Origin of the sequence: Nocardia sp. MH4 (genome assembly GCF_019266065.1) — a bacterium.
GTDB lineage: Bacteria > Actinomycetota > Actinomycetes > Mycobacteriales > Mycobacteriaceae > Nocardia > Nocardia canadensis.
Map to the genome: position 1 here is coordinate 1 of NZ_LPNR01000071.1, position 21,637 is coordinate 21,637.

34 protein-coding genes are annotated in these 21,637 nt (G+C 69.8%); 33 read left to right on the top strand and 1 reads right to left on the bottom strand.

Annotation, left to right across the window (positions count from 1 at the left end):
• Positions 1–41: 41 nt before the first annotated feature.
• Complete coding sequence (locus ATM97_RS06470) at positions 42–1,406, top strand: recombinase family protein (RefSeq protein WP_218717029.1); 1,365 nt, start codon at positions 42–44, stop codon at positions 1,404–1,406.
• 271 nt (positions 1,407–1,677) lie between these two features.
• Here the strand turns inward: ATM97_RS06470 and ATM97_RS06475 are convergent, their stop codons facing one another.
• Complete coding sequence (locus tag ATM97_RS06475) at positions 1,678–1,941, bottom strand: helix-turn-helix domain-containing protein (RefSeq protein ID WP_218717030.1); 264 nt, start codon at positions 1,939–1,941, stop codon at positions 1,678–1,680.
• A gap of 342 nt (positions 1,942–2,283) precedes the next feature.
• On the opposite strand from ATM97_RS06475, the gene ATM97_RS06480 reads away from it, so the two are divergent.
• The 32 genes from ATM97_RS06480 (at position 2,284) to ATM97_RS06635 (ending at position 21,623) form a co-directional block, all read left to right on the top strand.
• Complete coding sequence (locus ATM97_RS06480; protein ID WP_218717031.1) at positions 2,284–2,442, top strand: hypothetical protein; 159 nt, start codon at positions 2,284–2,286, stop codon at positions 2,440–2,442.
• Positions 2,439–2,687: a hypothetical protein gene (locus tag ATM97_RS06485; protein ID WP_218717032.1), complete on the top strand. Its 249-nt coding sequence runs from the start codon at positions 2,439–2,441 to the stop codon at positions 2,685–2,687. The genes ATM97_RS06480 and ATM97_RS06485 overlap by 4 nt, the downstream gene beginning before the upstream one ends.
• A gap of 67 nt (positions 2,688–2,754) precedes the next feature.
• Positions 2,755–3,180 carry a hypothetical protein gene (locus ATM97_RS06490; protein WP_218717033.1) on the top strand — a complete coding sequence of 142 codons (426 nt, stop codon included), beginning with the start codon at positions 2,755–2,757 and terminating at the stop codon, positions 3,178–3,180.
• Positions 3,177–3,473 (top strand): hypothetical protein, encoded by a 297-nt coding sequence (locus ATM97_RS06495; RefSeq protein WP_218717034.1) that lies wholly within the window; start codon positions 3,177–3,179, stop codon positions 3,471–3,473. Before ATM97_RS06490 ends, ATM97_RS06495 begins: the two co-directional genes overlap by 4 nt.
• Positions 3,470–3,679, top strand: a complete 210-nt coding sequence (locus ATM97_RS06500) for a hypothetical protein (RefSeq protein ID WP_218717035.1) — start codon at positions 3,470–3,472, stop codon at positions 3,677–3,679. The genes ATM97_RS06495 and ATM97_RS06500 overlap by 4 nt, the downstream gene beginning before the upstream one ends.
• Positions 3,676–4,068 (top strand): hypothetical protein, encoded by a 393-nt coding sequence (locus ATM97_RS06505; RefSeq protein ID WP_218717036.1) that lies wholly within the window; start codon positions 3,676–3,678, stop codon positions 4,066–4,068. Before ATM97_RS06500 ends, ATM97_RS06505 begins: the two co-directional genes overlap by 4 nt.
• Positions 4,068–4,541 (top strand): hypothetical protein, encoded by a 474-nt coding sequence (locus tag ATM97_RS06510; protein ID WP_218717037.1) that lies wholly within the window; start codon positions 4,068–4,070, stop codon positions 4,539–4,541. The genes ATM97_RS06505 and ATM97_RS06510 overlap by 1 nt, the downstream gene beginning before the upstream one ends.
• On the top strand, positions 4,538–5,353 hold the full coding sequence (locus tag ATM97_RS06515) for a PD-(D/E)XK nuclease-like domain-containing protein (protein ID WP_218717038.1): 816 nt from the start codon (positions 4,538–4,540) through the stop codon (positions 5,351–5,353). Before ATM97_RS06510 ends, ATM97_RS06515 begins: the two co-directional genes overlap by 4 nt.
• Positions 5,350–6,522, top strand: a complete 1,173-nt coding sequence (locus ATM97_RS06520) for a hypothetical protein (RefSeq protein WP_218717039.1) — start codon at positions 5,350–5,352, stop codon at positions 6,520–6,522. The genes ATM97_RS06515 and ATM97_RS06520 overlap by 4 nt, the downstream gene beginning before the upstream one ends.
• The gene (locus ATM97_RS06525; RefSeq protein ID WP_218717040.1) at positions 6,519–6,920 is read left to right on the top strand and encodes a hypothetical protein; all 402 of its coding nucleotides are present in this window, start codon (positions 6,519–6,521) and stop codon (positions 6,918–6,920) included. The genes ATM97_RS06520 and ATM97_RS06525 overlap by 4 nt, the downstream gene beginning before the upstream one ends.
• A 44-nt stretch (positions 6,921–6,964) precedes the next feature.
• Entirely contained in the window at positions 6,965–7,384 is a 420-nt protein-coding gene (locus tag ATM97_RS06530) for a hypothetical protein (RefSeq protein ID WP_218717041.1), read from the top strand.
• Positions 7,385–7,441: 57 nt separating this feature from the next.
• On the top strand, positions 7,442–8,197 hold the full coding sequence (locus tag ATM97_RS06535; protein ID WP_218717042.1) for a hypothetical protein: 756 nt from the start codon (positions 7,442–7,444) through the stop codon (positions 8,195–8,197).
• 78 nt (positions 8,198–8,275) lie between these two features.
• Positions 8,276–8,650, top strand: coding sequence for a helix-turn-helix domain-containing protein (locus ATM97_RS06540; RefSeq protein WP_218717043.1), 375 nt, complete (start codon positions 8,276–8,278; stop codon positions 8,648–8,650).
• A gap of 277 nt (positions 8,651–8,927) precedes the next feature.
• Positions 8,928–9,167, top strand: a complete 240-nt coding sequence (locus tag ATM97_RS06545; protein ID WP_218717044.1) for a hypothetical protein — start codon at positions 8,928–8,930, stop codon at positions 9,165–9,167.
• Entirely contained in the window at positions 9,157–9,642 is a 486-nt protein-coding gene (locus ATM97_RS06550; protein ID WP_218717045.1) for a hypothetical protein, read from the top strand. Before ATM97_RS06545 ends, ATM97_RS06550 begins: the two co-directional genes overlap by 11 nt.
• Positions 9,639–10,040 carry a hypothetical protein gene (locus ATM97_RS06555; protein WP_218717046.1) on the top strand — a complete coding sequence of 134 codons (402 nt, stop codon included), beginning with the start codon at positions 9,639–9,641 and terminating at the stop codon, positions 10,038–10,040. Before ATM97_RS06550 ends, ATM97_RS06555 begins: the two co-directional genes overlap by 4 nt.
• Positions 10,033–10,323: a hypothetical protein gene (locus ATM97_RS06560; RefSeq protein WP_218717047.1), complete on the top strand. Its 291-nt coding sequence runs from the start codon at positions 10,033–10,035 to the stop codon at positions 10,321–10,323. The genes ATM97_RS06555 and ATM97_RS06560 overlap by 8 nt, the downstream gene beginning before the upstream one ends.
• A complete protein-coding gene (locus tag ATM97_RS06565) occupies positions 10,316–10,615 on the top strand; it encodes a hypothetical protein (protein WP_218717048.1) in 300 nt (99 codons plus the stop codon). The genes ATM97_RS06560 and ATM97_RS06565 overlap by 8 nt, the downstream gene beginning before the upstream one ends.
• Complete coding sequence (locus ATM97_RS06570; protein ID WP_218717049.1) at positions 10,608–10,988, top strand: hypothetical protein; 381 nt, start codon at positions 10,608–10,610, stop codon at positions 10,986–10,988. Before ATM97_RS06565 ends, ATM97_RS06570 begins: the two co-directional genes overlap by 8 nt.
• Positions 10,981–11,715 (top strand): cutinase family protein, encoded by a 735-nt coding sequence (locus ATM97_RS06575; protein ID WP_218717050.1) that lies wholly within the window; start codon positions 10,981–10,983, stop codon positions 11,713–11,715. Before ATM97_RS06570 ends, ATM97_RS06575 begins: the two co-directional genes overlap by 8 nt.
• Positions 11,708–11,944 (top strand): hypothetical protein, encoded by a 237-nt coding sequence (locus tag ATM97_RS06580; RefSeq protein WP_218717051.1) that lies wholly within the window; start codon positions 11,708–11,710, stop codon positions 11,942–11,944. The genes ATM97_RS06575 and ATM97_RS06580 overlap by 8 nt, the downstream gene beginning before the upstream one ends.
• Positions 11,937–12,638, top strand: coding sequence for a hypothetical protein (locus ATM97_RS06585; RefSeq protein ID WP_218717052.1), 702 nt, complete (start codon positions 11,937–11,939; stop codon positions 12,636–12,638). The genes ATM97_RS06580 and ATM97_RS06585 overlap by 8 nt, the downstream gene beginning before the upstream one ends.
• The gene (locus tag ATM97_RS06590; protein ID WP_255587305.1) at positions 12,586–13,089 is read left to right on the top strand and encodes a RusA family crossover junction endodeoxyribonuclease; all 504 of its coding nucleotides are present in this window, start codon (positions 12,586–12,588) and stop codon (positions 13,087–13,089) included. Before ATM97_RS06585 ends, ATM97_RS06590 begins: the two co-directional genes overlap by 53 nt.
• 3 nt (positions 13,090–13,092) lie before the next feature.
• Positions 13,093–13,497, top strand: a complete 405-nt coding sequence (locus ATM97_RS06595; RefSeq protein ID WP_218717053.1) for a hypothetical protein — start codon at positions 13,093–13,095, stop codon at positions 13,495–13,497.
• Positions 13,494–14,555 (top strand): hypothetical protein, encoded by a 1,062-nt coding sequence (locus ATM97_RS06600; RefSeq protein ID WP_218717054.1) that lies wholly within the window; start codon positions 13,494–13,496, stop codon positions 14,553–14,555. Before ATM97_RS06595 ends, ATM97_RS06600 begins: the two co-directional genes overlap by 4 nt.
• Before the next feature lie 694 nt (positions 14,556–15,249).
• A complete protein-coding gene (locus tag ATM97_RS06605; protein WP_218717055.1) occupies positions 15,250–15,588 on the top strand; it encodes an HNH endonuclease in 339 nt (112 codons plus the stop codon).
• A 119-nt stretch (positions 15,589–15,707) separates the two neighbouring features.
• On the top strand, positions 15,708–16,193 hold the full coding sequence (locus tag ATM97_RS06610) for a phage terminase small subunit P27 family (protein WP_218717056.1): 486 nt from the start codon (positions 15,708–15,710) through the stop codon (positions 16,191–16,193).
• On the top strand, positions 16,165–17,919 hold the full coding sequence (locus ATM97_RS06615) for a terminase large subunit (protein WP_218717057.1): 1,755 nt from the start codon (positions 16,165–16,167) through the stop codon (positions 17,917–17,919). The genes ATM97_RS06610 and ATM97_RS06615 overlap by 29 nt, the downstream gene beginning before the upstream one ends.
• 9 nt (positions 17,920–17,928) lie before the next feature.
• Positions 17,929–18,207, top strand: a complete 279-nt coding sequence (locus ATM97_RS06620; protein ID WP_218717089.1) for a hypothetical protein — start codon at positions 17,929–17,931, stop codon at positions 18,205–18,207.
• Between the two features lie 3 nt (positions 18,208–18,210).
• The gene (locus ATM97_RS06625; RefSeq protein WP_374104834.1) at positions 18,211–19,488 is read left to right on the top strand and encodes a phage portal protein; all 1,278 of its coding nucleotides are present in this window, start codon (positions 18,211–18,213) and stop codon (positions 19,486–19,488) included.
• A 4-nt stretch (positions 19,489–19,492) separates the two neighbouring features.
• Positions 19,493–20,284: an HK97 family phage prohead protease gene (locus tag ATM97_RS06630; protein ID WP_218717059.1), complete on the top strand. Its 792-nt coding sequence runs from the start codon at positions 19,493–19,495 to the stop codon at positions 20,282–20,284.
• Positions 20,285–20,312: 28 nt separating this feature from the next.
• Positions 20,313–21,623 carry a phage major capsid protein gene (locus ATM97_RS06635; protein WP_218717060.1) on the top strand — a complete coding sequence of 437 codons (1,311 nt, stop codon included), beginning with the start codon at positions 20,313–20,315 and terminating at the stop codon, positions 21,621–21,623.
• Positions 21,624–21,637 lie beyond the last annotated feature (14 nt).

Below are 21,637 nucleotides of genomic sequence, written 5' to 3' on the forward strand. Positions count from 1 at the left end.
TGCCCGCCGCTGGAGGATATTGCTGCGCTTAGTATCGAGGAGTGACGGCACCCTCGATACACGCAGCGGTCTACCTGCGGCAATCACTCGATCGCGAAAAGAACCTGCTCGCTATCGCGCGCCAGCGCGGGCCGTGCCTCGAACTGTGCGCGGCCCGCGGCTGGGTTTCACACGAGTACGTCGATAACGACGTCTCGGCCTCGACTGGCAAGAAGCGCAAGGCATACAGCGAGATGCTGCGCGACATCGAGGCGGGCCAGATTCACGCCATCGTCGTGTGGGACCTCGATCGTCTGTACCGTCGTCCGGTCGAGCTCGAGCATCTGATCGACCTCGCTGACCGCTTCGGTCTCAAGCTGGCAACGGTCACAGGCGATGTCGACCTCTCCACCGATAACGGCCGATTGTTCGCGCGGATCAAGGGTGCTGTCGGTCGCGCGGAAGTCGAGCGAAAGAGTGCCCGGCAGAAACTCGCAGGCTTGCAGCGGGCCGAGGCAGGAAAGCCGCCGGTCGGGCAAACCTTGTTCGGGTTCACCGACACCGGAGACCCGCACCCGGAGCACGCTCCGGCAGTCCGCAGCGCCTACGACGATCTACTCGCCGGCATCAGCGTTCGCGCGATCTGCCGCACGTGGGTGAAAGTTGGGTACACGACCGCCCGGGGAAACCTGTGGACCTCGCCGAATCTGAGTCGGGCACTGCGTAACCCTCGATATGCCGGTCTGCGGGCGTACAACGGCGACATCGTCGGCAAGTCCGACAAGCCGGGACTCGTCGACGAGAACACGTGGTGGGCAGTCCAAGCACTGCTGTCGGACCCCACGCGGAGACCGATGAACTACGGCCGCCGCTACCTCGGCACGGGGCTATTCAGGTGTGGGCGGTGCGCCGATAGTCCGAAGCTCGGCACGGGGACGTCGGGGGGTCATTACTCGTACAAGTGCCGCACTTGCGGGCTGTCCCGCAATCAACCGGGATTCGATGACCACATTCGTGGTCTGACCGCTGCCCGGCTCGCACTACCTGACGCCGCCGAATTGCTGATTGCTCGTGACGTGGCGAATGTTGACGAGATCCGGGCGCAGGTGACAGCTCACCAAGCTCGGCTGGACGCACTGGCCGCCGACTTCGCTGACGGCGAGCTGACTACGTCGCAATTGCGCACCGCGACAGCACGTCTACGCGAGAAAATTGATGCTGCCGAGGCTCAGATCGTCGATGCCGCACGGCACCGCGTGTTCGCGGGCGTGATCGGCGCAGATGACACGCTTGCCGCCCTGCTTGGATTGCCGCTCGATCGACAGCGCGCGATCGTAGACGCGCTGATGGTGGTGACGCTGCACCCTGGCGCGCGAGGCGGCCGCGGATTCCAGACTGGCGGGATCGAAATCGAGTGGGTCACGTAACGGGGGCGAGTCCCGTTCCTGTTGCTGAAATTTCGCGGAGGGCCTTCCGGTAAACCATGATCGAATGTATGTTCGATATGGAACGACTCAGGTTTCGAACAGCAGACCGGGGGTAGGCGTGGTGCTCGAATCGTCAGAGATTGCCCATCGGCTGGCGTTCTGCCCGCCAAACCCGTTCAGGGCCGCGCTTGGGTTCGATCCTGGGCAGGCGCGGGCGCGCATTGCCGCCCGCGCCGTCTGGCTTCCGGCCGAAGTCGTGATCTTGGGCGTTCTACTCGGGGTCAAGCCCTCCCGCCTGGTCGATCTGCTCGGCAATGAGATCCATGAGCTCACCGACGGGCAGTTCGAGAGCCCGGCATAGGGAGATGAGCGTTGTCGGTTTGATGGCGGCGCTCCCTTCCTCGGCGCGGCGGATGGTCATCACGGCTACGCCGGATCGTTGCGAGAGTTCCTCGCGGCTGTAATCGCGCTCGGCGCGTGCACCGCGCAGCTTGGACCCGATGAGGCGGTTTGCCTCGGCCACTGTCATCCCCATAGCCGGTAAGTATCGGGTGAGGATCACCTGAGCGCAAGCGGCTCTGAACAAAATTTGTTCAAAATCGACCACCTCCAGCGCTTGCCAAGTGTTCGCTTCTGAACATAAAGTGTTCGCTATGGAACACATCGCCGCACGAGTCGGAGCCTCCGTACTCGCCGCTCTCGAGGATGCTGACGTATCTCTCAGACGGGCGGCGGACGAGACCGGAATCGCGCTCGCAACCCTGAGCCGGAAGTGCAACGGGCTCGGCCGCAGCTCATTTGACGTACTCGAGCTGTACCGCCTCTCCAAGCTTGTCCATCGTCCACTGTCCGATCTACTTCCCGAAGACCTGCGGGCATGAGCGCCACAACAACAACGGCCGCCGCCCGCCGGGATGCATGGATCGCCGCCCGCCTCGCCGAAGCCCCGCCGCTGAACGCGGCGCAGCAGCACGTCATCCGCCGCGCGTTTGCCGGGTCTGAGATCCGCCGCACCACATCGAAGGCCGCAGCATGACCCGCGACGGCCTGCGCTTCACCACCGATCTCGCCCGCGCCAGCGTTCCGCTCGCCGCGATCGTGCTCATGTGGTGCGCCCTGACCTGGGATTCGCCCACCTATCTCGCGCTCGCCCTGCTCGCCGTCGTGGCGTCGTGTGCGGCAGTGCGCCCCGATTCGTCCCCGGGCGCCGATCCGGGGATCTCGCCGCCCGACGCGGGTGACCAGCTCCACGCGTCGGGCGGCCCGCCAAACCCCCAGTAACGCAGAGCGTCCGCCGAGCAGCCACTCGACGGACGCGGTCCCCAGTAACAGGAACAAGGAGATCGTAATGCAGTACCGACCCACGAACGTCGACCGCCGGTTCGGTCGCATCCCGCGGCACGCCCTCGGTGTCACCGCGGCGGCGGTCGCTTTCGCCGTAATCGCGAAGCGGATCGCCGACGAACGCCGCAAGTCCAGTACCCGCGTCGCGCCGATCGCTGGATGGCGCAGCCCGGCCGAGGTGATCCGCACCGCCGTGGTGGTGTGCGACGGCGTCATCGTCCCGACCGCGCCCCCGGCCGATCCCGATCCGACGGTGCCACTGATGCGGGCCGAGCTGCTCGCAGCGGTCAAGGTCGACGGCGGGCGCCCGATGCATGACCTCGACCTCGTGCAGCGCGCTTGCTGTCACGCCGACAGCCTGTACGGCCGGTGTGCCGATTGCGGCATGACCTGGGCGGCGCAGGCCGCCGCGATGGGCGGTGCGCGATGACGACCGCCGACGAGTCCGAGCAGGTCTCGCACATCTACGCCGTGACCCGGTCGTACCTCGGCGAGCTCGTCGAGGCGAGCGCCAGCAGCCGCGAGACCGACGACGCGTTCGTGTCGCTGGCGATCCAGCTGCACGGCGGCAACCCCGACAACCTTTCCCAGCTGCTCGCCGGTGCCGTGCTGCGCATCGTCGCCGCCGAGCGCAACCACGCCGAACAGTGCGACGAAATCGCCCGGTTGAATGCCGAGCTCGACCTCGTGCGCGCCAAGAAGTCGACGGGAGTATCCCTGTGACCTGCCAGAACTGCGAACGCAGCGACGCCGAGATCGCCCGTCTGAATGCCGCGGTCGCGGTCGTCATGACCGGCGCCGCTGCTGCTGCCAAGAACTACCGAGACCGGATTCAGCGGCTCGAGGCCACGCTCGCCGCGCACCGCGCGACCGGCAAGCCGACTCGCACACGCCGGTCCGGCGTCCGGCCGTGGGCGGCGGCGCGATGAGCCCGCTCGCCATCGTCTTGCAGGCCGCCATCGTCGGCGGCGCCCTGCTCGGCGTGCTGTTCCTGCTCGGCGGCACGGCCGTCGTCGACTACCTCAAGGCCCGGGCCCGAGCGACGGCCGCCGCCGAGCTGTGCGGTTGGTGCGGCGGGGGGTGCGACGAGTGCGACGAGTGCGACCCCGACCGGCGTTACGACCCCGGCGAGCCGGGGCCCTGCGCACGGCACTGGACGACCGACGGCTCGCCGTGCGGGTGCGACCCCGACAACGACCTCGCCGAGGAGTACGCCGACATCCTCAACGACGAGGTCGACCTACCCGAGCCCGACCCCGGCGACGAGTGGGACCGGGCCCGCGACCGTGACCTCGACTACCGGGCGGGGGTGGCGTGATGGACGACAACGCCCTGCGCGGCGCCGACAACCTCGGCGAGGTCGAGGAGAACCCCGAGGACGAGAAGCACGCCGCGGCGCTCGTCGTCTGCCACCACGCCACCGATGCCAGCGAGGCGGCCGAGCTGCTGGCAATGCTCGGCCTCACCTCGGTGAGAGCGCGCCGCCTCGCGAAGCCGTGCGCGATGTGCCTGCGGCCGATGTCCAACATGTTCGGCGTCGGCCACGTGCGCCAGCAGGCGAAAGGCATGTGTGGCTCGTGCTACGGCCAGGCTCAGCGTGGCGGCGCGCCCGGTAAGCAGCTCGTCGTCGCGGTCGAGGACATCGACACCCCGGTCGGCGTGCTCGTCGCCGGCGCGCGGGTCTACGCGAAGGCGCACGGCGGCGCGTGGCTGCTGTCCGTCCCCGGTAGCCGTCTGCCCGTCGCGGTGTCCACGAACGCCGTGCGGCTCGCCGAGGCGGCGGCGTCGTGACGGCACCGGCCGAGCCTGGCGTATATGCGGGCGTCGACGAGCTGACGTATCACCGCGACCGCGAATCGCTGTCGTCGAGCGGCGCCCGCCGCCTGCTCGAGCTCGCCCCGGCCGAATGGCTGTACGAGCTTGAGCACCCCGAGCACCGCGAGCCGACGCCTGAAATGGAGAAGGGCACCGCGACGCACACGCTCGTCCTCGGCGTGGGTGCGCGCATCGTCGAGGTGCGTTCGCCCGACTGGAAGAAACCGGCCGACCAGAAGCGCCGCAAGGAGATTCGCGCGCGTGGCGAGGTCCCGCTGCTGACGAAGGATATCGCCGTCGTCGAGGCGATGGCCGAGTCCGTGTTCGACCACCCCGAGGCCGGGGCGATCTTCGCCGACGGCCTGCCGGAACTGAGCGCGTACGGGCACGACGAGCCCACCGGCGTGATGATGCGCGCCCGTACCGACTGGCTACAGGAACGCCGGGCCGCCGACCTCAAGACGTGCGAGTCGTCCGCTCCGGACGACTTCGAGGACGAGGTGCGCCGGTTCGGCTACCACGTCCAAGAGTGGTGGTACCGGGCCGTTTTCGAGGCCGCTGGGATGCCGCTCGACGACTTCGCGTTCGTCGCGGTCGCCAAGCGCCCGCCGCATCTCGTCGCCGTGCACCGGCTGAAACCGCGGCTCGTCGAGCTCGGCGGCGAGATCGCTCGCCGGGCGCTCACCAAGTACGCCCGCTGTCGCGAGAGCGGCGAATGGCCGGGCCACGCCGGGCCCTACGAAATCGACCTACCCGATTGGGAATACAAGAAGGAGCTCTTTCGATGACCACCGCACTCGCCGTCGCCGACACCGTCGACGCGACCCTCGTCCCGACAGTGCCCGACCCGCTCGACTCCCTGCTGCGCTACACGCAGGTACTCGCTGCCGCGAAGGAGTTCGCCGAGTACATCTGTGTCACGCCGATGGTCCCGGCCATCTACCAGGGCAAGGCCAAGCACGCGACCGTCGCAATCCTGCACGGCGCCGAGCTCGGGCTGAATCCCCTGCAATCGCTACAGCAGATTTTCACCGTGCATGGAATGCCGGCGATCTACGCCCGGACCATGGTCGCGCTGCTCAAGGGCAAGGGATTCCGATTCCGCACGGTCGAGGCCGGGCCGACCCGCGTAGTGATCACCGGGACCTCGCCCGACGGCGTCGAGACCGAGACCAGCGAGTGGACGATCGAGCGGGCCGACGAGGCGGGATACGTCCCGAAGATCGACCCCGAGACCGGGGTGTACGCCGTGAACAAGAACGGCCGCCTGATCGGCAATGAGAAGTACATCACCGAGCCCGAAAACATGCTGTGGGCCAAGGCCGCCGCGACCGTCTGCCGCCGCCTGGCGCCCGATGTGCTGCTCGGCATCTCGCGCACCGTCGAGGACATCGAGAGCGAGCCCGAGCCGGTGCGCGTGCAGTCCGAGCGCCTGTCGGCCGCTGAGGTCACCACGGCCCCGGCCGAGCCGACCGAGGTCAAGAAGTGGGCGCCGCCCACCGAGACGGACACGGCGCCCGCACCGCAGGACGAGACCCCCGCCGAGGAGGCGGCACCGGCCGATCCGCCGATGACGCGGGTACAGCAGAAGAAGGTCGGCCGACTGTTCGCCGAGCGCGGCATCACCGAGGATGCGGCGATCCTGTCCGCGATCGGTGCGTTCCTCGACCGCGAGCTCGCCGCGCCTGCCGACGTGACCCGCGGCGAGGCCATCCGCCTGCTCGAGCACCTCGAGAACGATCCGGTCGCCAGCGCGGCGCAGGTGACCCGCGTCCGCGAGCTGCTCGCCGAGCTGCACATCACCGACGACGGCGACCGTCTCGCCGTCGTCGCGCACATCGCAGGCCGCGCGGTCGGCGACCTCGGGCAACTCACCTCGGCCGAGGCCGACGCGGTCGGGACCGCGCTCGCCGACAAGCTGGCCGGGCTCGACGAGTCGGCCGGGGGTGCCGAGTGAGCGCCGCCGACGAGCATCACGCGGACGCTCTCGACGCCATCGCCAACGCAAACCTGATCGACCGCGAGGACGTCGTTCCCCGGGTGCTCATGGGCCTCATATCCGCCGCCCTCGCCATCGAGGCCCGCCTCGGCGAGCTCGTCGAGCAGCAGCGCATCGCGAACGCGCTCAGCGGCACCGGCCGTATGGGCGTGTTCGACAGCGACGCCGAGATCGCCCCGGCGCGCGAGGCAGTGCGAAAGCTGCTCGGACTGTCCACCGACTCCGAGGGCGCCGCCGGGTTTGTGCACATTCCGCCCGGCACTACCCGCGAGCAGATCGAGGAGGCGTTCGCCCGATACGACGCCGTCGTCGCGCGGGCCCGCATGACCGGGCAGGCGCCCGCCGCGGGCCGATGACCCACCACCACCGCAACACCAACCACAACAAGGAGAACCGAACCATGCCGAACACCGTCCCAACCGGCGCCGGTCTGCTCGCGCTGCTCGCCATCCTCGGCGCATTCGAGGCGTCGCAGAACGCACCCGATCACGACGAGACCGCCGACAAGCGGGAGGACGGCACCGCGGCCGAGCAGCCCGACGAGGCCGGGAACGTGTACCTCCGCCACGCCAGCGACGCCGAGGCCCGCGCGGCGTTCTTCGCCGCGAACCGCCGCGAGATCGAGGACGAGGCCGTCGCGGTGGTCGCGCTCATGCCGAGCGCCGACGGCGAGCTGCGCGCGCGGGTTCTTCACACCAGCGCGGCGTGCGCGTACGGGCAGGCGCTCTCGCTGCACGACGTGGCCGACCGCATCGCGGCCTCGCACGACCCGGCCGCGTGCGCCGCCCGCCGCCGCGCAAAGGCGCACACCCGCAACTGACCGAGTCGTCGCACCGCGAGGTCCCGGCCGCGCGGTGCGCTCGACGGAAAGGACGACATGGGCGAGTCAGTCATGGTCGGTACCGGTGACCTCCGGCAGGCGCTGAGCGCGGTGAGGGTACACGCGAGCACCGACAAGGAAGACCCCGCGTACCACCGCGTACGCCTGCAACTGGGTCGCCAGCACGTCACCGTGTCGGCGACCGACCGATACACGGGCGCGCTCGCGATCGTGTCCCTGTGGGGCGACCCGCCCGCCGGCGGGTACAACCTCGCCGCGGTCGAGCTGCTGCCCGACGACATCGCGAAGGTGCTCGCGATCTTCAAGGGCGGCAAGGGGACCGCGGGCGACGGCGTCTCGCCGGAACAGCTGTTGCGCCTCGAGCTGTTCGACGACCGCCTGCGCATCACCGATTGCTCGGGAATGATCGACGGCCGCGCGCTACAGATTCCGCGGCTGTCGGCCGACGAGTCCGCGCTCGTGAGCGTCGTGCAGAACATCGAGCAGATGCAACGCTCGCAGGCACGCGGCCTCGACCAGATGGCCGTGTCCGGACCGTTCATCGCCCGATTCGGCGAGGCCGCCAAGGTCTACGGCGCCGCACTGCAATTCGAGGGCTACCGGGCCGGGGTGTTCGCCCGGTGCGGCGAGTCGTTCCTCGGCTACTGCGTGGCGCGCGAGCTCGACCGGGACCGGCGCGAGCGGGCCGACACGTTCTCGCGCGACTGGTCGTATCGCCTGCCCGGTCTGCTCGCCGAGGCGAACACGATCGACGGCAACCTATTCGCCGCGGACGCCGGGCCCGAGCTATGACGGCCGGGCGCGCCGCGGCGCCCGTCGGCGCCGTCCGTATCGAAACGGGGGCGGCAGTGAACGAGAGGTGGTTACGCCGTGGACCCGCTGACGGGCTCGCAGGTGCGCGAGCTGATGCCCTGCGACTCGTTCGAGTGGCAGCGAATCGTGCGGCGAATCAAGATGCAGACCACGACAAAGCTTGTGGCGCTGCTGATGTCGACGTACGCGAACGCCGACGGGTCTCACATCGTTTGCGGTGTAGTGCGGCTCGTCATGGTCACCGATACCAGCAAGGCGACGATCGTCCGGCACCTCGAGCTGCTGCGCGACATGGGGCTCATCGAGCGCGTGAAGCAGGGCAACCGGCACAGCGGCGACTCGGACGAGTACCGGCTCACGGTGCCGTCGAACGTGCTCGATTTGCCGATGCTCGACCCCGACGAGGGAACCAAGTCCGGGTCTCGCCGATGAGTCCCGGAAACGGCGCCCGCGCAACAACTCTGGGTCTCGCCCGTGAGACCGGGAGTTATCCACAGGCGGCAAGTCTGGGTCTCACGGATGAGACCTGTACGGGTCGGGCCCCGAAAAGTCTGGGTCTCACCGGTGAAAAGTCTGGGTCTCACCGGTGGCGAGTCTGGGTCTCACCGGTGAGACACCACCAACCCATACCAACCAAGTACCAACCAAACCCGCCGCGTAGCCGACTCCAAACGCAACTCACTACGGCCCGAGCGGGGGTGTGGATGAAATGACCCTCGATCGCACCGGCGCACCGCTCGAGCCCGAGGACGACTCGGCGCCCTGGCACGACCCCCGATGCCGGAACCGCTGGCTCGGCGAGGACGACGAGGGCCGCCCGATCCCGTGCCCCCTGTGCAAGCCCCACACCGCCGGACGCCGCGCCGAAATCGACGAACCGCACCCGAGCCTGCGAGCACAGCAGGCGTACGCAGCAGCAGACCGCAAGGAGCAGAACCGTGAACACTGAAACCCCAAGCCACATCACCGAGGTCACCACCGACAAGGGCGTGCTTGTCCGAGTCGGGCAGCTCTACCGCGACCGGCGCGATGACAACGTGCGCACACTGCGCGTCGACGGATTCCTCGGCGAGGGCAAGTTCGCCAAGGCGGTGTGCACGGTGATTCGCCAGGAGTACCGCGGCATCGTGACGGAACCGATGCGCACCACCGCGCCGAGCCTCACCCGGATCACCGGCCGCGAATTCGTGCTCGTCGTCGACGACCGGGCACACCTCGCCAGCGTCCTGGCTGCCCACACCGCCGAGACGATCACCGCGACCGACGAGGACGACGGGCTACTCATCGATTGCGCGTGCGGCGTCGAGATCTACGGCGAGATGTCCGGCGAGCCCGGGACTCAGATCGGCGCCGTACAGGTGCTCATGGCTGCGCACATCGCGGACGCTGTCGCCGAGGCGACCGGGCAGGACGGCACCCGATGAGCGCCGTTCGCACGTTCGAGTTCCGGCGCGACCGCGACCTGTCCGGCGTGAGCGGGACCGGTGTCGTCGCCGACGGCGTCGTGTTCGACGACGGTACGACCGTCGTGCACTGGCGCGGCGAGCACCGATCAACGGTCGTGTGGCCGTCCGTCGAGGCCGCCATCGCCGTGCACGGCCACGACGGCGCGACCCGTCTCGTGTACACCGGGTTATCGGCCGTCGCCGTCATGTTCGACCAGATCGCCCAGAACATGCAGGCCGCCGCCGACCGCAGGACCGGACTCGGTCGACCGCTCACCATCGCCGACTCGATCGCGTTCGTCGACGAGCACGCGATCGAATCGGCCGCCATCGTGCGCGCCGAGTTCGACGACGAGGACGGGGCCGACCGTGCCTGACATCGACGCCCAGGTCGGGGCCGTGCTCGTCTGGTACATCCCGCAGATCGGCGGACCGACATTCGAGTACCCGGTGCCCGAGCTCGCGACCGCGCACCACGTGCTCGACGCGCTCGGCAAATGCGCGGTGTTCGAGGCCGACAACCGCATTCGGCCCGACTTCGCCGACGCGGGCGGCGTGAAGCGGTTCGAGGATTGGGGCGACGGTGACCGCGGTTGGTGCTCGGTCGACGAGCGCGAGGTCGCCGAGGCCGCGAACGGCAAGGGGGTCGATCGTGGCTGACCACACCGCGGCCGAGGTGCTCGCCGCCCTCGACATCGTCACCGGGTTACCCGATACCCGCCGATTGCGTGCCGCGCTGGCGAGCCTGCGCGACCGCGTCGTCCAGCGCGCCGACCAAGACCGGGCGATCGGCGCGGCGTTCGCAGCCCGCCGACCGGACGAGGCCACCCACGAAGAGTGGGGCGCGCTCATCCGCGCGGCCGTCGAGGCGACCGGCGCCACCATCACCGAGCCGCCGCCTCGCGCTGTCGAGGCCGCGGACGAGATCACCGAGGAGGCCGACCGTGCCTGACCTGACCGACGAGCAACTGGCGCGTCTGGCCGTCCAGCCCTACCAGCCGGGCCGCGACACCACCGCGCGACTCGCTACCGAGCTGCTCGCCCGCCGCCGGGCCGAGCACGCGCGCCGGATCGAGACCGACGAGCAACTGCACGCCGTGATGCCCGGCGTTGTGGTCCGGGCGAAAGACGGAACGATCGCCGCGCGGTTCGACTACGAGCTCGGCGTCGTTTTCGGCTACGGCGAGCCGTTCCCGTGGCGCTCGTTGCACGCGCCCGCGCTGATCCTGTTCGACCCGGCGGCGACCCAGTGCGCGCACGGCTACAACCTGACCGACTCGTGCCCCGGGTGCGATGCCGACACCGAGGAGGCGACTCGTGATTGACGTTCTGATCCTGCCCGGCACCGGCCACGGCCGGAACGCCGACGGCATCTCGCGCGCGTTCGCCGACTCGCTCGACCCGGCCCGATTCGCGCCAAGGATCGTGCAGTACCCGGCCGAGTACGGCAACCCGCGTCCGTACGCCGAATCGCGCATCATCGGCCGGTGGGCGCTGCTCGACCACATCGTCGGGTACAGGCCGTTCGTCCTCGCCGGGTACTCGCAGGGCGCCGGCATCGCGGGCGACCTCGCCGTCGAGATCGTCCAGCACATGCCCGGCGTGATGGCCGACCACCTCGTCGGATGCGCCCTGATCGCCGACCCGTACCGGCCGATGCTCGCCGGTACGCCGCACCGGCCACCCGCGTCCGGATACGGCATCGCCGGACAGCGCCCCGTGCCCGGTCCCGCATGGTGGGCCGCGGCCGACGGCGACCCGATCACGGCCCTACCGGCGGGCAACCCGTTGCGTTCGGTGGCCGACCTGTCCGAGTGGTGGTCGCTCGCGGGCCCGGCCGAGGTGGCGCGCTGGGGCGAGGACATCGTCGAGAAGTGCCGCACGGGCACGCTGCAACGGTGGTGGTCACCCGCGAACTGGCGTAGCTGGGCGGGCGCGATGGCGTTCGCCCGCGGCTACCTGTGGGACGGGCGGCACACCACGGACTACCTCACGCACGGGCACGTCCAGGCGCTCGCGGACACCGTGAACCGGGAGGTCGGCCGTGGGTAGCAAGCTGGCCGATTCCCTGCTCGTCGAGTGCGTGCTGCCCGGGTGCCGTACCCCGGTCGTCACGGTCGGCGAGCCGTGCGACGGGTGCGTCGAGGCGTTCGGGCCGATGCTCGTCTGCGATCCGGGCGCGCCCCGCATGACCGCCGACGAGATCGCCGAGCGCGACCGCTCAGTTCACAACGTCTACGTCTGGCAAGCCATGAAACGACAGGAGTCCGAACGTGGCTGACTACTCCGAATTGATCGCCGCGGCCCGCGAGTACGCCGAGGTTGCATGGGACAAGCCGCGCGAGCTGCTGCTCGCCCTGGCCGACGCCGTCGAGGCGGTGAAGCGTGCGGGCGACGCCGAGCTCGTCGCGCGCGACCGGGAGCACCTACAGATCGAGGACCGCTGGAAGCGCCAGCGTGCCGAGATGGCGCGCCAGCTCGACGAGCTGCGGCACGCCCAGCGTCCGGCCGGGTACGTGCTCGGGTGGGTCGCGCCCGGCGCCACCCTGCCCGTACTCGACACGAGCGAGGGCCTGCGCACCGAGCTCGGCGACGCCCTGGCCGACCTCGCCGAGGCATCGCCACAGGACCCGCGGGTGCGCTGGGCCGTCTACGGCCTGCACGAGCTCCGCGGCGACATCACGGCGACCGCCTCGCCGGACCGGCCACCCGCCGAGATCGTCACAGCCGAGTTCGAGACGATCCTGAACGTGTTCCTCGACGGGTTCGGCACCGGTGCGGCATCGGCGCTCGGCAAGGTCAAACCCGACGCGCCGGGCGAGCTCATCGACCAGGCGTCGCGGGCTCTGCTCGAGCGGGTGAAGGTCGACCCGATCGCCGTCGAGGGGCTCCGCGATCACGTTCGCCGGCGACTTGCGGGCGATGTCGACAACCGGACCACCGAGATTCCGGTGTGGACGGGGAACGACGAATGACGCCCGTCACCGGCGGATACGCCGTGATCGCTGGCCCGGTCGGCGACCGGCTGTTCGTGCCGGGCGCGCCGGTGCCGCAGGGCAGCAAGTCGTACAAGGGCAAGAACCGCGCCGGTCGCGCGATCCTCGTCGAGTCCGCGATCGGCTGCACCCGTGGCGCGAGCGGATCGCATGGGCCGCGCACGAGTACGGCTGGCGCCCGGCCGACGGCCCGTTCGCCGTGGACTGTGAGTTCGTGCTGCCCCGGCCGGTCCGCACGCCGAAATCGCGCACGCCCCCGGCGATCAAGAAACCGGACGGCGACAAGCTGCTGCGCGCGGTGCTCGACGCGCTCACCGGCGTTGCGTGGGTCGACGACTCGCAGGTCACCGACGCCCGCGCCCGCAAGCGTCTGGCCGAGCTCGACGCGCCACCCGGTGTGTACATCGCCATCACGCGATTGGAGGTCTGATCGATGAACCGCGGTCACGCCGTCGAGGCGCTCACGTACGACGAGCTCGCCGCCGTCATGGCGTGGGCAAATCCGTTCGGCGAGCTCGTGCAACGCGCGCCCGAACCGGTGCCGCTCGTGCGTCCATACGTGAGCCGAGGCCGGGTGAGCCTCGCCCCCGAGCTGTCATGGTGGGACCGGCTCACATGGGGCGCGGCCGTGTTCGCCGTGCGCAACCCCGACCGGCCGGTCTACCGGCTCTCCGTGCGCGATCGGTTGTGGTGCTACATCGCCGCCGAGTCCGCGGCGGCGTGGTCGCTGCCCGACGACCCGCTCGACCCGGCCGGACGGTACGACCTGCGCCGCGATCGGTTCCGGTCGATACCGCCCATTGACGACCCGGCGCTACGCCTACCGGGGCGCCGATGAGCACGCCGTGCGGCATCTGCACGCGCCTCGTCGGCGACCGGCTCGCGCTGTGCGAGGTATGCGGCCGGACGCTCGTCGACGCACTGCTCGCCGTCCCGAGCCTGCTCGCCGACCTCGAAACGGCGCGCAGCGGGCAGGCCCGCGTCACCGACGGCCGCGCCGGTGGCCGGTCGGCCGAGGCGCCGCTACCGATCAAGGACACGAGCAGCGAGCAGCGCGGCCGAGGTGTGCGCCTGCTCGGCGAACGTGACGCCCTGGCGCTCTCGACCGCGCTGCACGGGTGGGCCCGCGTGCTCGCCGACCACCTCGGCGCCGAGGTACCGATCGAATCACGCGCCCTGGCCGTGCTCGCCGCCAACGCGAGGCACACCGGCGGCTCGGTCGAGGCGCCCGCCGTCGTGCACGAGTGCCGCCTGCGCGACGGCGTGCGTGTCCGAGAATCCCGGGTGGCGCTGCGCACCGCCGCTCACCTCATCACGCCGGTACAGACCGACGAACGGCTCGCGGTCTGGCTCGCCTCGCACCCGCTCGAGCTGCGCCAGCTCGACGCCGTCGAACAGGCGTACCACGACATCGTCAACGCGACCGGCGCGCTACGGCGCGCGATCGATCGGCCCTCCGATCGCCGGTACCTCGGCCGGTGCCCGACCGTCGTCGCCGAGGTGACGCGCTGGGGCGAGCCGACACCCGCGCGCGCCGTGCGATGTGAGGCGAACCTGTGGGCCGACGAATCGTCGTGGGTGAGGTGCCCGCGGTGCCATGTGCAGCACGAGGTCGCCCGGATCGAGGCCGCGGCCACCGAGGCGGCCCGCGAAATGCTGTGCACCATGCCCGAGCTGCTGCACGCCTGCGCGGCCGTCGGGTCACCGATCGCCCGGCGCACCGGCTACCGGTGGGCCGCCGAGGGCCGCCTCACCCGGCGCGCATGGCTCATCCGATCACGCGCCGGTGTCCGCATCACCGACCGGCACGAGGACGGCGCGGTGCCGGTCTACCGCGTCGGCGACGCGCTCGAGCTGGCGCGGCGCGAGACCATCGAGAGCGGATCAAGGGCGTAGTCTGGAAATCGGCCGCCCTCGTCATCCCCCCCGACGAGGGCGGCCGTCGCATGTCCGGGCCCCGCCTCGAACGGCACGCCGCCGCGCCCTGCCCAACCGGCAAGATCGAAAACGCTCTGACCTGGTGCTATTGTGGGTGGCACCTCGAAACCGGTACTGACCGACCGACCCCAAAATCGGACGACAGTGCCGGTTTTCGCATGTCAGAGGCCAATTCCGGCCCCACATTCTCGCGGTGCGTCAACCCGAGCCCGGCAGGAACCACGATCCACCGGCCACCTCGGCAAGCAACCCAACGCACACCCTTCCCGATGCCGACTCACCTCGGCGTCGTGCCGCAACCCCGGTACTGACTGCCCGGGGGGTCACGCTGCGCACCGCGGTCCTCGTTCCATCCAGCCATCCGAGGAGTTCCGTCATGATCGAAACCCTGTCCGCTGCTGTGTCCGCCGCCGCGTTCGCCGTCGATTGGGGCGATGTCCTCGCCATCGCCGCCGGTGTCCTGCTGCGGGCGATCCTCTGATGTCCGTGTTCAGCCTGCTGCTGGGGTGCCTGCTGCACAACCCCATCCGCACCCTCGAACAACCCATGCACACGCCAACACTCGAATGGCCGTTGTGACCATGCCCGCCTGGCTCGACGCCGTGCTCGCCCGCGTGGGCCAGTACATCGCGAGCAAGACGAACCACCGCTGATGCCGAGCCGACCACCGCGCGTATGCAACCGATGCCGGCGCCCCGCACCGGCCGGGCAACGCTGCCCCTGTACGCCTGCCTGGTCGGGTGGCGCGTGGAGTGGTGGCAGTACGCGACGGTGGCGCACGCTGCGCGAGGCCAAGCTCAAGGACGAGCCGATATGCGAAGCACGAGGATGCCACCGCCTCGCCGTCGAGGTCGACCACATCACGCCCCTGAGCGCAGGCGGGGCGCGCTACGACTGGGCCAACCTACAAGCGCTGTGCGAGCCGTGCCACGCAGCGAAGACCAGCGCCGACGCCGCCTCGGGTCGACGCCGCACCGCCCCACAGGGGTAGGGGGGTCGCAATCGCTGAGGGGACCGGCACGGCCACCGGCGGTGCAGCTTTCATTTTGCGCGCTCAACTCCGGCGCAATGGGGGTCGCCGCCCGGCATCGACCCGGGAGGGGGTGACCGATGGCAGCACCGGTACAGCGCCCGGCGAACCTGCGCCTACTGGGCGGGCGGGCCGAAGGCCGCGACAGTGGCGGTCGGGTGGTCACCCCGCCGCCCGCGTTCCGGCGCATCCCACCCCGGCCGCCGACGTGGCTCTCGCGCGAGGCCGCGGCCGAATGGAAGCGCGTCGTTCCGGGCCTGTCTCGCCTCGACCTGCTCAAGGAGGAGGACCGCGCCGCCCTGACCGCGTACTGCGAGACGTGGGCGACCTACGTCGCGGCAATCCGGGACGTGCGCAAGAACGGCCTCGTGGTCGAGAACCGCTCGACGCGCAAGGACGGCACCGAGGCGACGTGGTCGACGAAGAACCCCGCCGTAGCGGTGGCCGAGACGGCAGCGAAGCAACTCCGCGCGTGGTGCCATGAGTTCGGCCTGACGCCGTCGGCCGAGGCCCGGCTCGGGCGGGACGGCGGCGGCGATGAGCCGGACGACGACCCGTTCGCCTGAGCTCCCCGACGCCGAGGAACTCGACCGGCTCAAGCTCTCGCCCGAGGTCGCCTGGTACCTGCTCGACCGCGGCATTCCGTTGCCGGACTGCCCGCCTCGGTGGAAGACGCCCGAGCCGCGCGACGAGCCCGGCGCCCGATTCGATCCCGAGCGCGTCGACCGTGTGCTCGCCGCGTTCCGATCGCTGCGCCACACCAAGGGCCGCCTCGCCGGTAGGCCGCTGGTGCCGGACCCCTGGCAAGTCGCCTACCTGCTCGCCCCGGTGTTCGGGTGGGTCCACCTCGACGAGGACCTCGGCGTGTACGTGCGCATCGCCCGCACGGTGTACGTCGACCTGCCCCGCAAGAACGGCAAGTCGACGATCGCGGGCGGGATCGGGATCTACCTCACCTGCGCCGATGGCGAGGAAGGCGCGCAGGTGATCGCCGCGGCGACGCGCCTCGAGCAGGCACAGTTCGTGTTCGCGCCGATCAAGCAACTAGCCGAGAAGGCCCCGGCGCTGCGCAAGCACGTCAAGACCTACAAGGCCAAGATCGTGCACGGCCGGACCGGCTCGTACTTCCAGCCGGTCTCGAATGCCGGTGATGCCCAGCACGGCGCCGACCTGCACGGCGGCATCGTCGACGAACTCCACCTGCACCGGACGAACGACTTGGTGGAGGCGATCGAGACCGGCACCGGCTCGCGGTCGCAACCGCTGATCGTGTTCATCACGACCGCGGATGCGAGCCGGAAAGAGACCCCGTACGACCGCAAGCGGACGCTCGTCGAGCAGCTCGCGCGCGGCGTGCTCAAGGACCCGGCCACCTATGGCGTGATCTGGGCGGCCGACGCCGAACGGGCCGACGCCGACCCCGAGTACGCGTTCACCGAGGAGGCGCAGCGCGAGGCGAATCCCGGGTTCGGGATCTCGCCGACGCGGGCGTTCCTGCGGCAAGCCGCGGTGAAGGCGCAGCAGTCACCGGCCGACCTGTCGTCGTACCTGCGGCTACACCTCGGCCTGCGCACCAAGCAAGCCACCCGGTACCTCGACGTGGCGGCGTGGGATCGGAACGCGAGCATCGTCGACCTCGACCGCCTGCGCGGCCGGGCCGCGTTCGGCGGCCTCGACCTCGCCAGCGTTTCCGACCTGACCGCGTTGTGCTGGGTGTTCCCCGATGCCGAGCGCGGCGGCTACGACCTGCTGTGGCGTATCTGGACACCCGAGGAGAACGTCGCCGCCCTCGACAAGCGCACCGCGGGCGCCGCCTCGGTGTGGGTGCGGCGCGGCATCCTGACCACCACGCCGGGCAACGTCACCGACTACGACTTCATCCAGTCGGTGATTACCGCGGACTCGCAGACCTACGACGTGCGCGAAATCGCGTACGACAGGTGGAATTCGAGTCAGCTCGTGAACGACCTCACCGCCGACGGTGCGCCCATGGTGACCATGGGCCAAGGGTTCGCGTCGATGTCGGCGCCGACGAAAGAGCTCAAGCGGCTCATGTTGTCCGGCACTGAGGCCCGGCCGGTGCTGCGGCACGGCGGCAACCCGGCGGTGCGGTGGACCGTCGACAACTTCGCGGTGGCGATCGACGCGGCCGAGAACGTCAAGCCCGACAAGGCGAACGCCGCCGACAAGATCGACCCCGTCGTCGCGCTGATCATGGCGCTTTCCCGGGCGATCGAGGCCGCACCGAAAACGACCAGTGCCTACGACGACAACGACCTCATGGTCGTGTGAAGGGCGGCTATGGAATTCCTCGGCCTCGGCCTGGTGCTCGTCGCGGTGGTGCTCGCCGGTTTGGCCGGCGCCACGTGGTGGCGCGCTCGCCGGTACATCGCGCACCGCCGGGTCGTGGTGAACCTGCGCACCGGCACCGCGGTGTCGGGCGTCGTCACCGAGATACGCGGGCCGCTGCTCATCGTCCGCGACGCGACCGTGCACGACGGCGACCAAGCGGCCCCGGCCGACGGCGAGATCGTCATCGACCGCGCGAACGTCGACTACATCCAGGCGCTGAGGGGGTGAGACGTGGCGTTCGTCGTCTCTGAGGGGTCTATCCGGTCACTGTCGCGGCCGGGGGCGCCTGCCATGCCGCGGCTGAGGTTGGCCGATGACATGACCATGGATTACCTCGAGCTGTGGCGCACGCAGGGCTCGGTACGCACGTGCGTGTCGTTCCTGGCGCGCAACGTCTCCGAGCTGGCGATTCACGTGTTCGAGCGGCGTAGCGACCTCGAGCGGGTACGCGTCACCAATCATCCGCTGCCCGAGCTGCTCGAAACACCGAACCCGTTCACCACGCAGTACCGCCTCATGTCCGCACTCATGCACGACATGGGGATCTGGGACCGCGCGTACTGGTGGAAGATCAAGCCCAAGAGCGGCGGCCTCGGCCTCGTGCGACTGCCTCCGCCGCTGGTCACGCCGAAGGGCGAGAACTGGCTCACCCCGGACCAATTCGAGGTGCAGGCGAGCCGCGGCAAGCGACTGATTCCGGCTGACGAGGTCGTGTACTTCCGCGGATACGCCGGGCTCGACGACTTCGGATCGTCGCCGATCGAGGCGCTGCGCTCGACGCTCGCCGAGGAGTGGGCCGCGGGCCGAATGCGCGAGCAGGTGCTACGCAACGGCGCCCGCGTCTCGGGCTACCTGTCCCGGCCGGTCGAGGCGCCAAAGTGGGAAGAACCCGCGCGCGAGCGGTTCCGCAAGTCGTGGCGGTCCCAGTACACCGGCGGCGGGCCCGAGGTCGGCGGGACGCCGGTCCTCGAGGACGGCATGACGTTCGTCCCCGCCTCGCAGACAGCGAAGGACTTGCAGTACCTCGAGGTGCGCAAGCTCTCGCGCGAGGAGGTCGCCGCGGCGTACTTCATTCCGCCGCCCATGGTCGGAATCCTCGACCACGCAACGTTTTCCAACATCACGCAGCAACACAAGATGCTGTATCAGGACACGCTCGGGCCCTGGCTCACCCAGCTCAAACAGGAGATCGAGTTACAGCTGATCCCGGACCTGAGCGCCGATCGGCTCTACGTCGAGTTCAACCTGCGCGAGAAGCTCAGCGGCTCGTTCGAGGAACGCGGCAAGACCATACAGACCGCCGTCGGTGGCCCGTGGATGACGGTGAACGAGGCCCGCGCGCTGGACAACCGGCCGCCCATCGACGGCGGCGACGAGCTGATTCGCCCGCTCAACGTCACCCAGAACGGCGACCAGGACCCGACACCCGCCGAGCCTGCGGCCGACGACGACCCGGCCGACGAACCCACCGACCCGGCCGACCCCGTCGACCCGCCCGAGGAGGACTGAGGCTGTGAACACGAAATCATGCGCCGTGAAGATCAAGGCCGGGCCCGACGCCGGTCTCGCCGAGGGCGAGTTCGTCGCCTACGCCTCGGTGTTCGGGAACAAGGACAGCTACGGCGACGTAGTCCAGCCCGGCGCGTTCGCCGCCACCCTCGAGGCGTGGGCCGCCAAGGGCGCCCCGATCCCGCTGCTGTGGGGCCACAACACCGCCGACCCCGACTTCAACCTCGGCGAGGTGGTCGAGGCCGCCGAGGACTTCCACGGGCTCAAGGTGCACGGCCGCCTCGACATGGAATCGCCGAAGTCCGCGCAGGTCTATCGGCTGCTCAAGTCCGGCCGGGTCTCGCAGATGTCGTTCGCGTACTCGATCGTCGAGGGCGAGTGGGTCGAGCCGGTCGGCGAGGGCAAGACCTACAAGGACGCCTACTACTCGCTCAAGGCCCTCGACCTGTTCGAGGTGTCCATCGTGCCGATCGGCGCCAACCAGGAAACCGAGATCCTCGCCGTCAAGGCCGCCGCCGGGGCGCTGCGCGCCAAGGCCGGGCGCGTGCTGTCGGCGAAGAACGAGGACCTCATCCGCGAGACGGTGGGCCAGCTCGAGCAGGCCACCGCATCTCTGAAAGCCATACTCCCCGTGGATGACTCGGGCGAGGACGAAGAAGACCAGGACAAGACCAGCGGTAAGGAACCGTCCCCGGGGAAGTCTGGCCAGACTCCCGCCGGTAAGACCACGCCGAATCCGGTCGTCTCCCTGGCGTCACTGGACGCGCTCGTACTCGAAATCGAGTGCAGCGCATAGCAACTCATACGACCAGGAGGAACACACCATGATGACCAAGACCAAGCTCGCCGACCTCCAGAAGGCCGCCCTTGCGGCGACCGCCGAGGCGCGCGAGATCGTCGAGAAGCACGGCGACCCCTCGAGCTGGGCCGAGGCCGTGCTCGCCGACTACAACGCGGCCATGCAGAAGGGCAAGGACCTGCTCGAGCAGGTCAAGGTCGCCAAGCGCGACCTCGAGGTGATCGAGGAGGCCAAGGGCCTGGCCGCCGAGATCGGCGAGCCCGCGGTCGAGGACCTCGACGCCCAAGGCAATCGCCCGATCCGCGAGCGGGTGAAGTCGCTCGGCTTGCAGGTGATCGAGTCGCCGTCGTTCAAGGCGGCGATGGCGCCGTTCAAGGGCGGCCACGTCCCGGACCGCACGCACTTCCAGACCGACCCCGTCTCGGTCAAGGGCCTGTTCGTCGGCGGGTCCGACACTTCCGCCGGCGCTTTCGTCGTGCCCGAGCAGACGGGCATCGTCGAGACGCTCGGCCGCAAGGAACTCAAGATTCGCGACCTGGTGTCGGTGCGCCGCACCGGCTCCGATGTCGTCGAGTACGTCGCGCAGACCAGCCACACCAACGCCGCGGCCGTCGTGCCCGAGGCGACGAGCTCGGCCGCGCCGACCGCCCCGGCCACCGTGCCGGGCGCGCTGGTGCTGAACCCGAACGGCGGCTACAAGCCCGAGGGCTCGTGGGCCTACGAGCGGCGCACCTCGAACGTGAAGACCATTGCCGAATGGGTGCCGGCCACCAAGCGCGCACTCGCCGACGTGGCCGCGCTCGAGGGCCTGATCAACGACGAGTTGCGCGTCGACATCGCCGAGGCCGAAGAGGGCCAGATCCTCGCGGGCGATGGCTCGGGCGAGAACTTCACCGGCATTCTCAACTGGTCGGGCGTGCAGACGCAGGTGTTTGCGACCGACCTGTTCACCTCGATCCGCAAGGGCATCACCAAGGCCCGCACGGTCGGCCGCGTCAACCCGACCGGCATCGTGGTGAACCCGGCCGACGCCGAGACCATCGACCTGACCAAGGACGCGGACGGCCGGTACTACTACGGCGGCCCGTTCTCGATCGGACAGCGCACCCTGTGGGGCCTGCCGGTCGTCGAGTCCGAGACTCAGCCCGCGGGCGAGGCGCTGCTCGGCGATTTCAACAAGGCCGTCATCTGGGACCGCGAGCAGACCACGGTCACCATGACCGACTCTCACGCGGATTTCTTCATCCGCAACATGGTCGCGATCCTCGCCGAGGAGCGGCTCGCGTTCGCCGTCACCCGGCCGACCGCGTTCGTCAAGGTCGACATCACCGCGTGATGTCGCTGTTCACC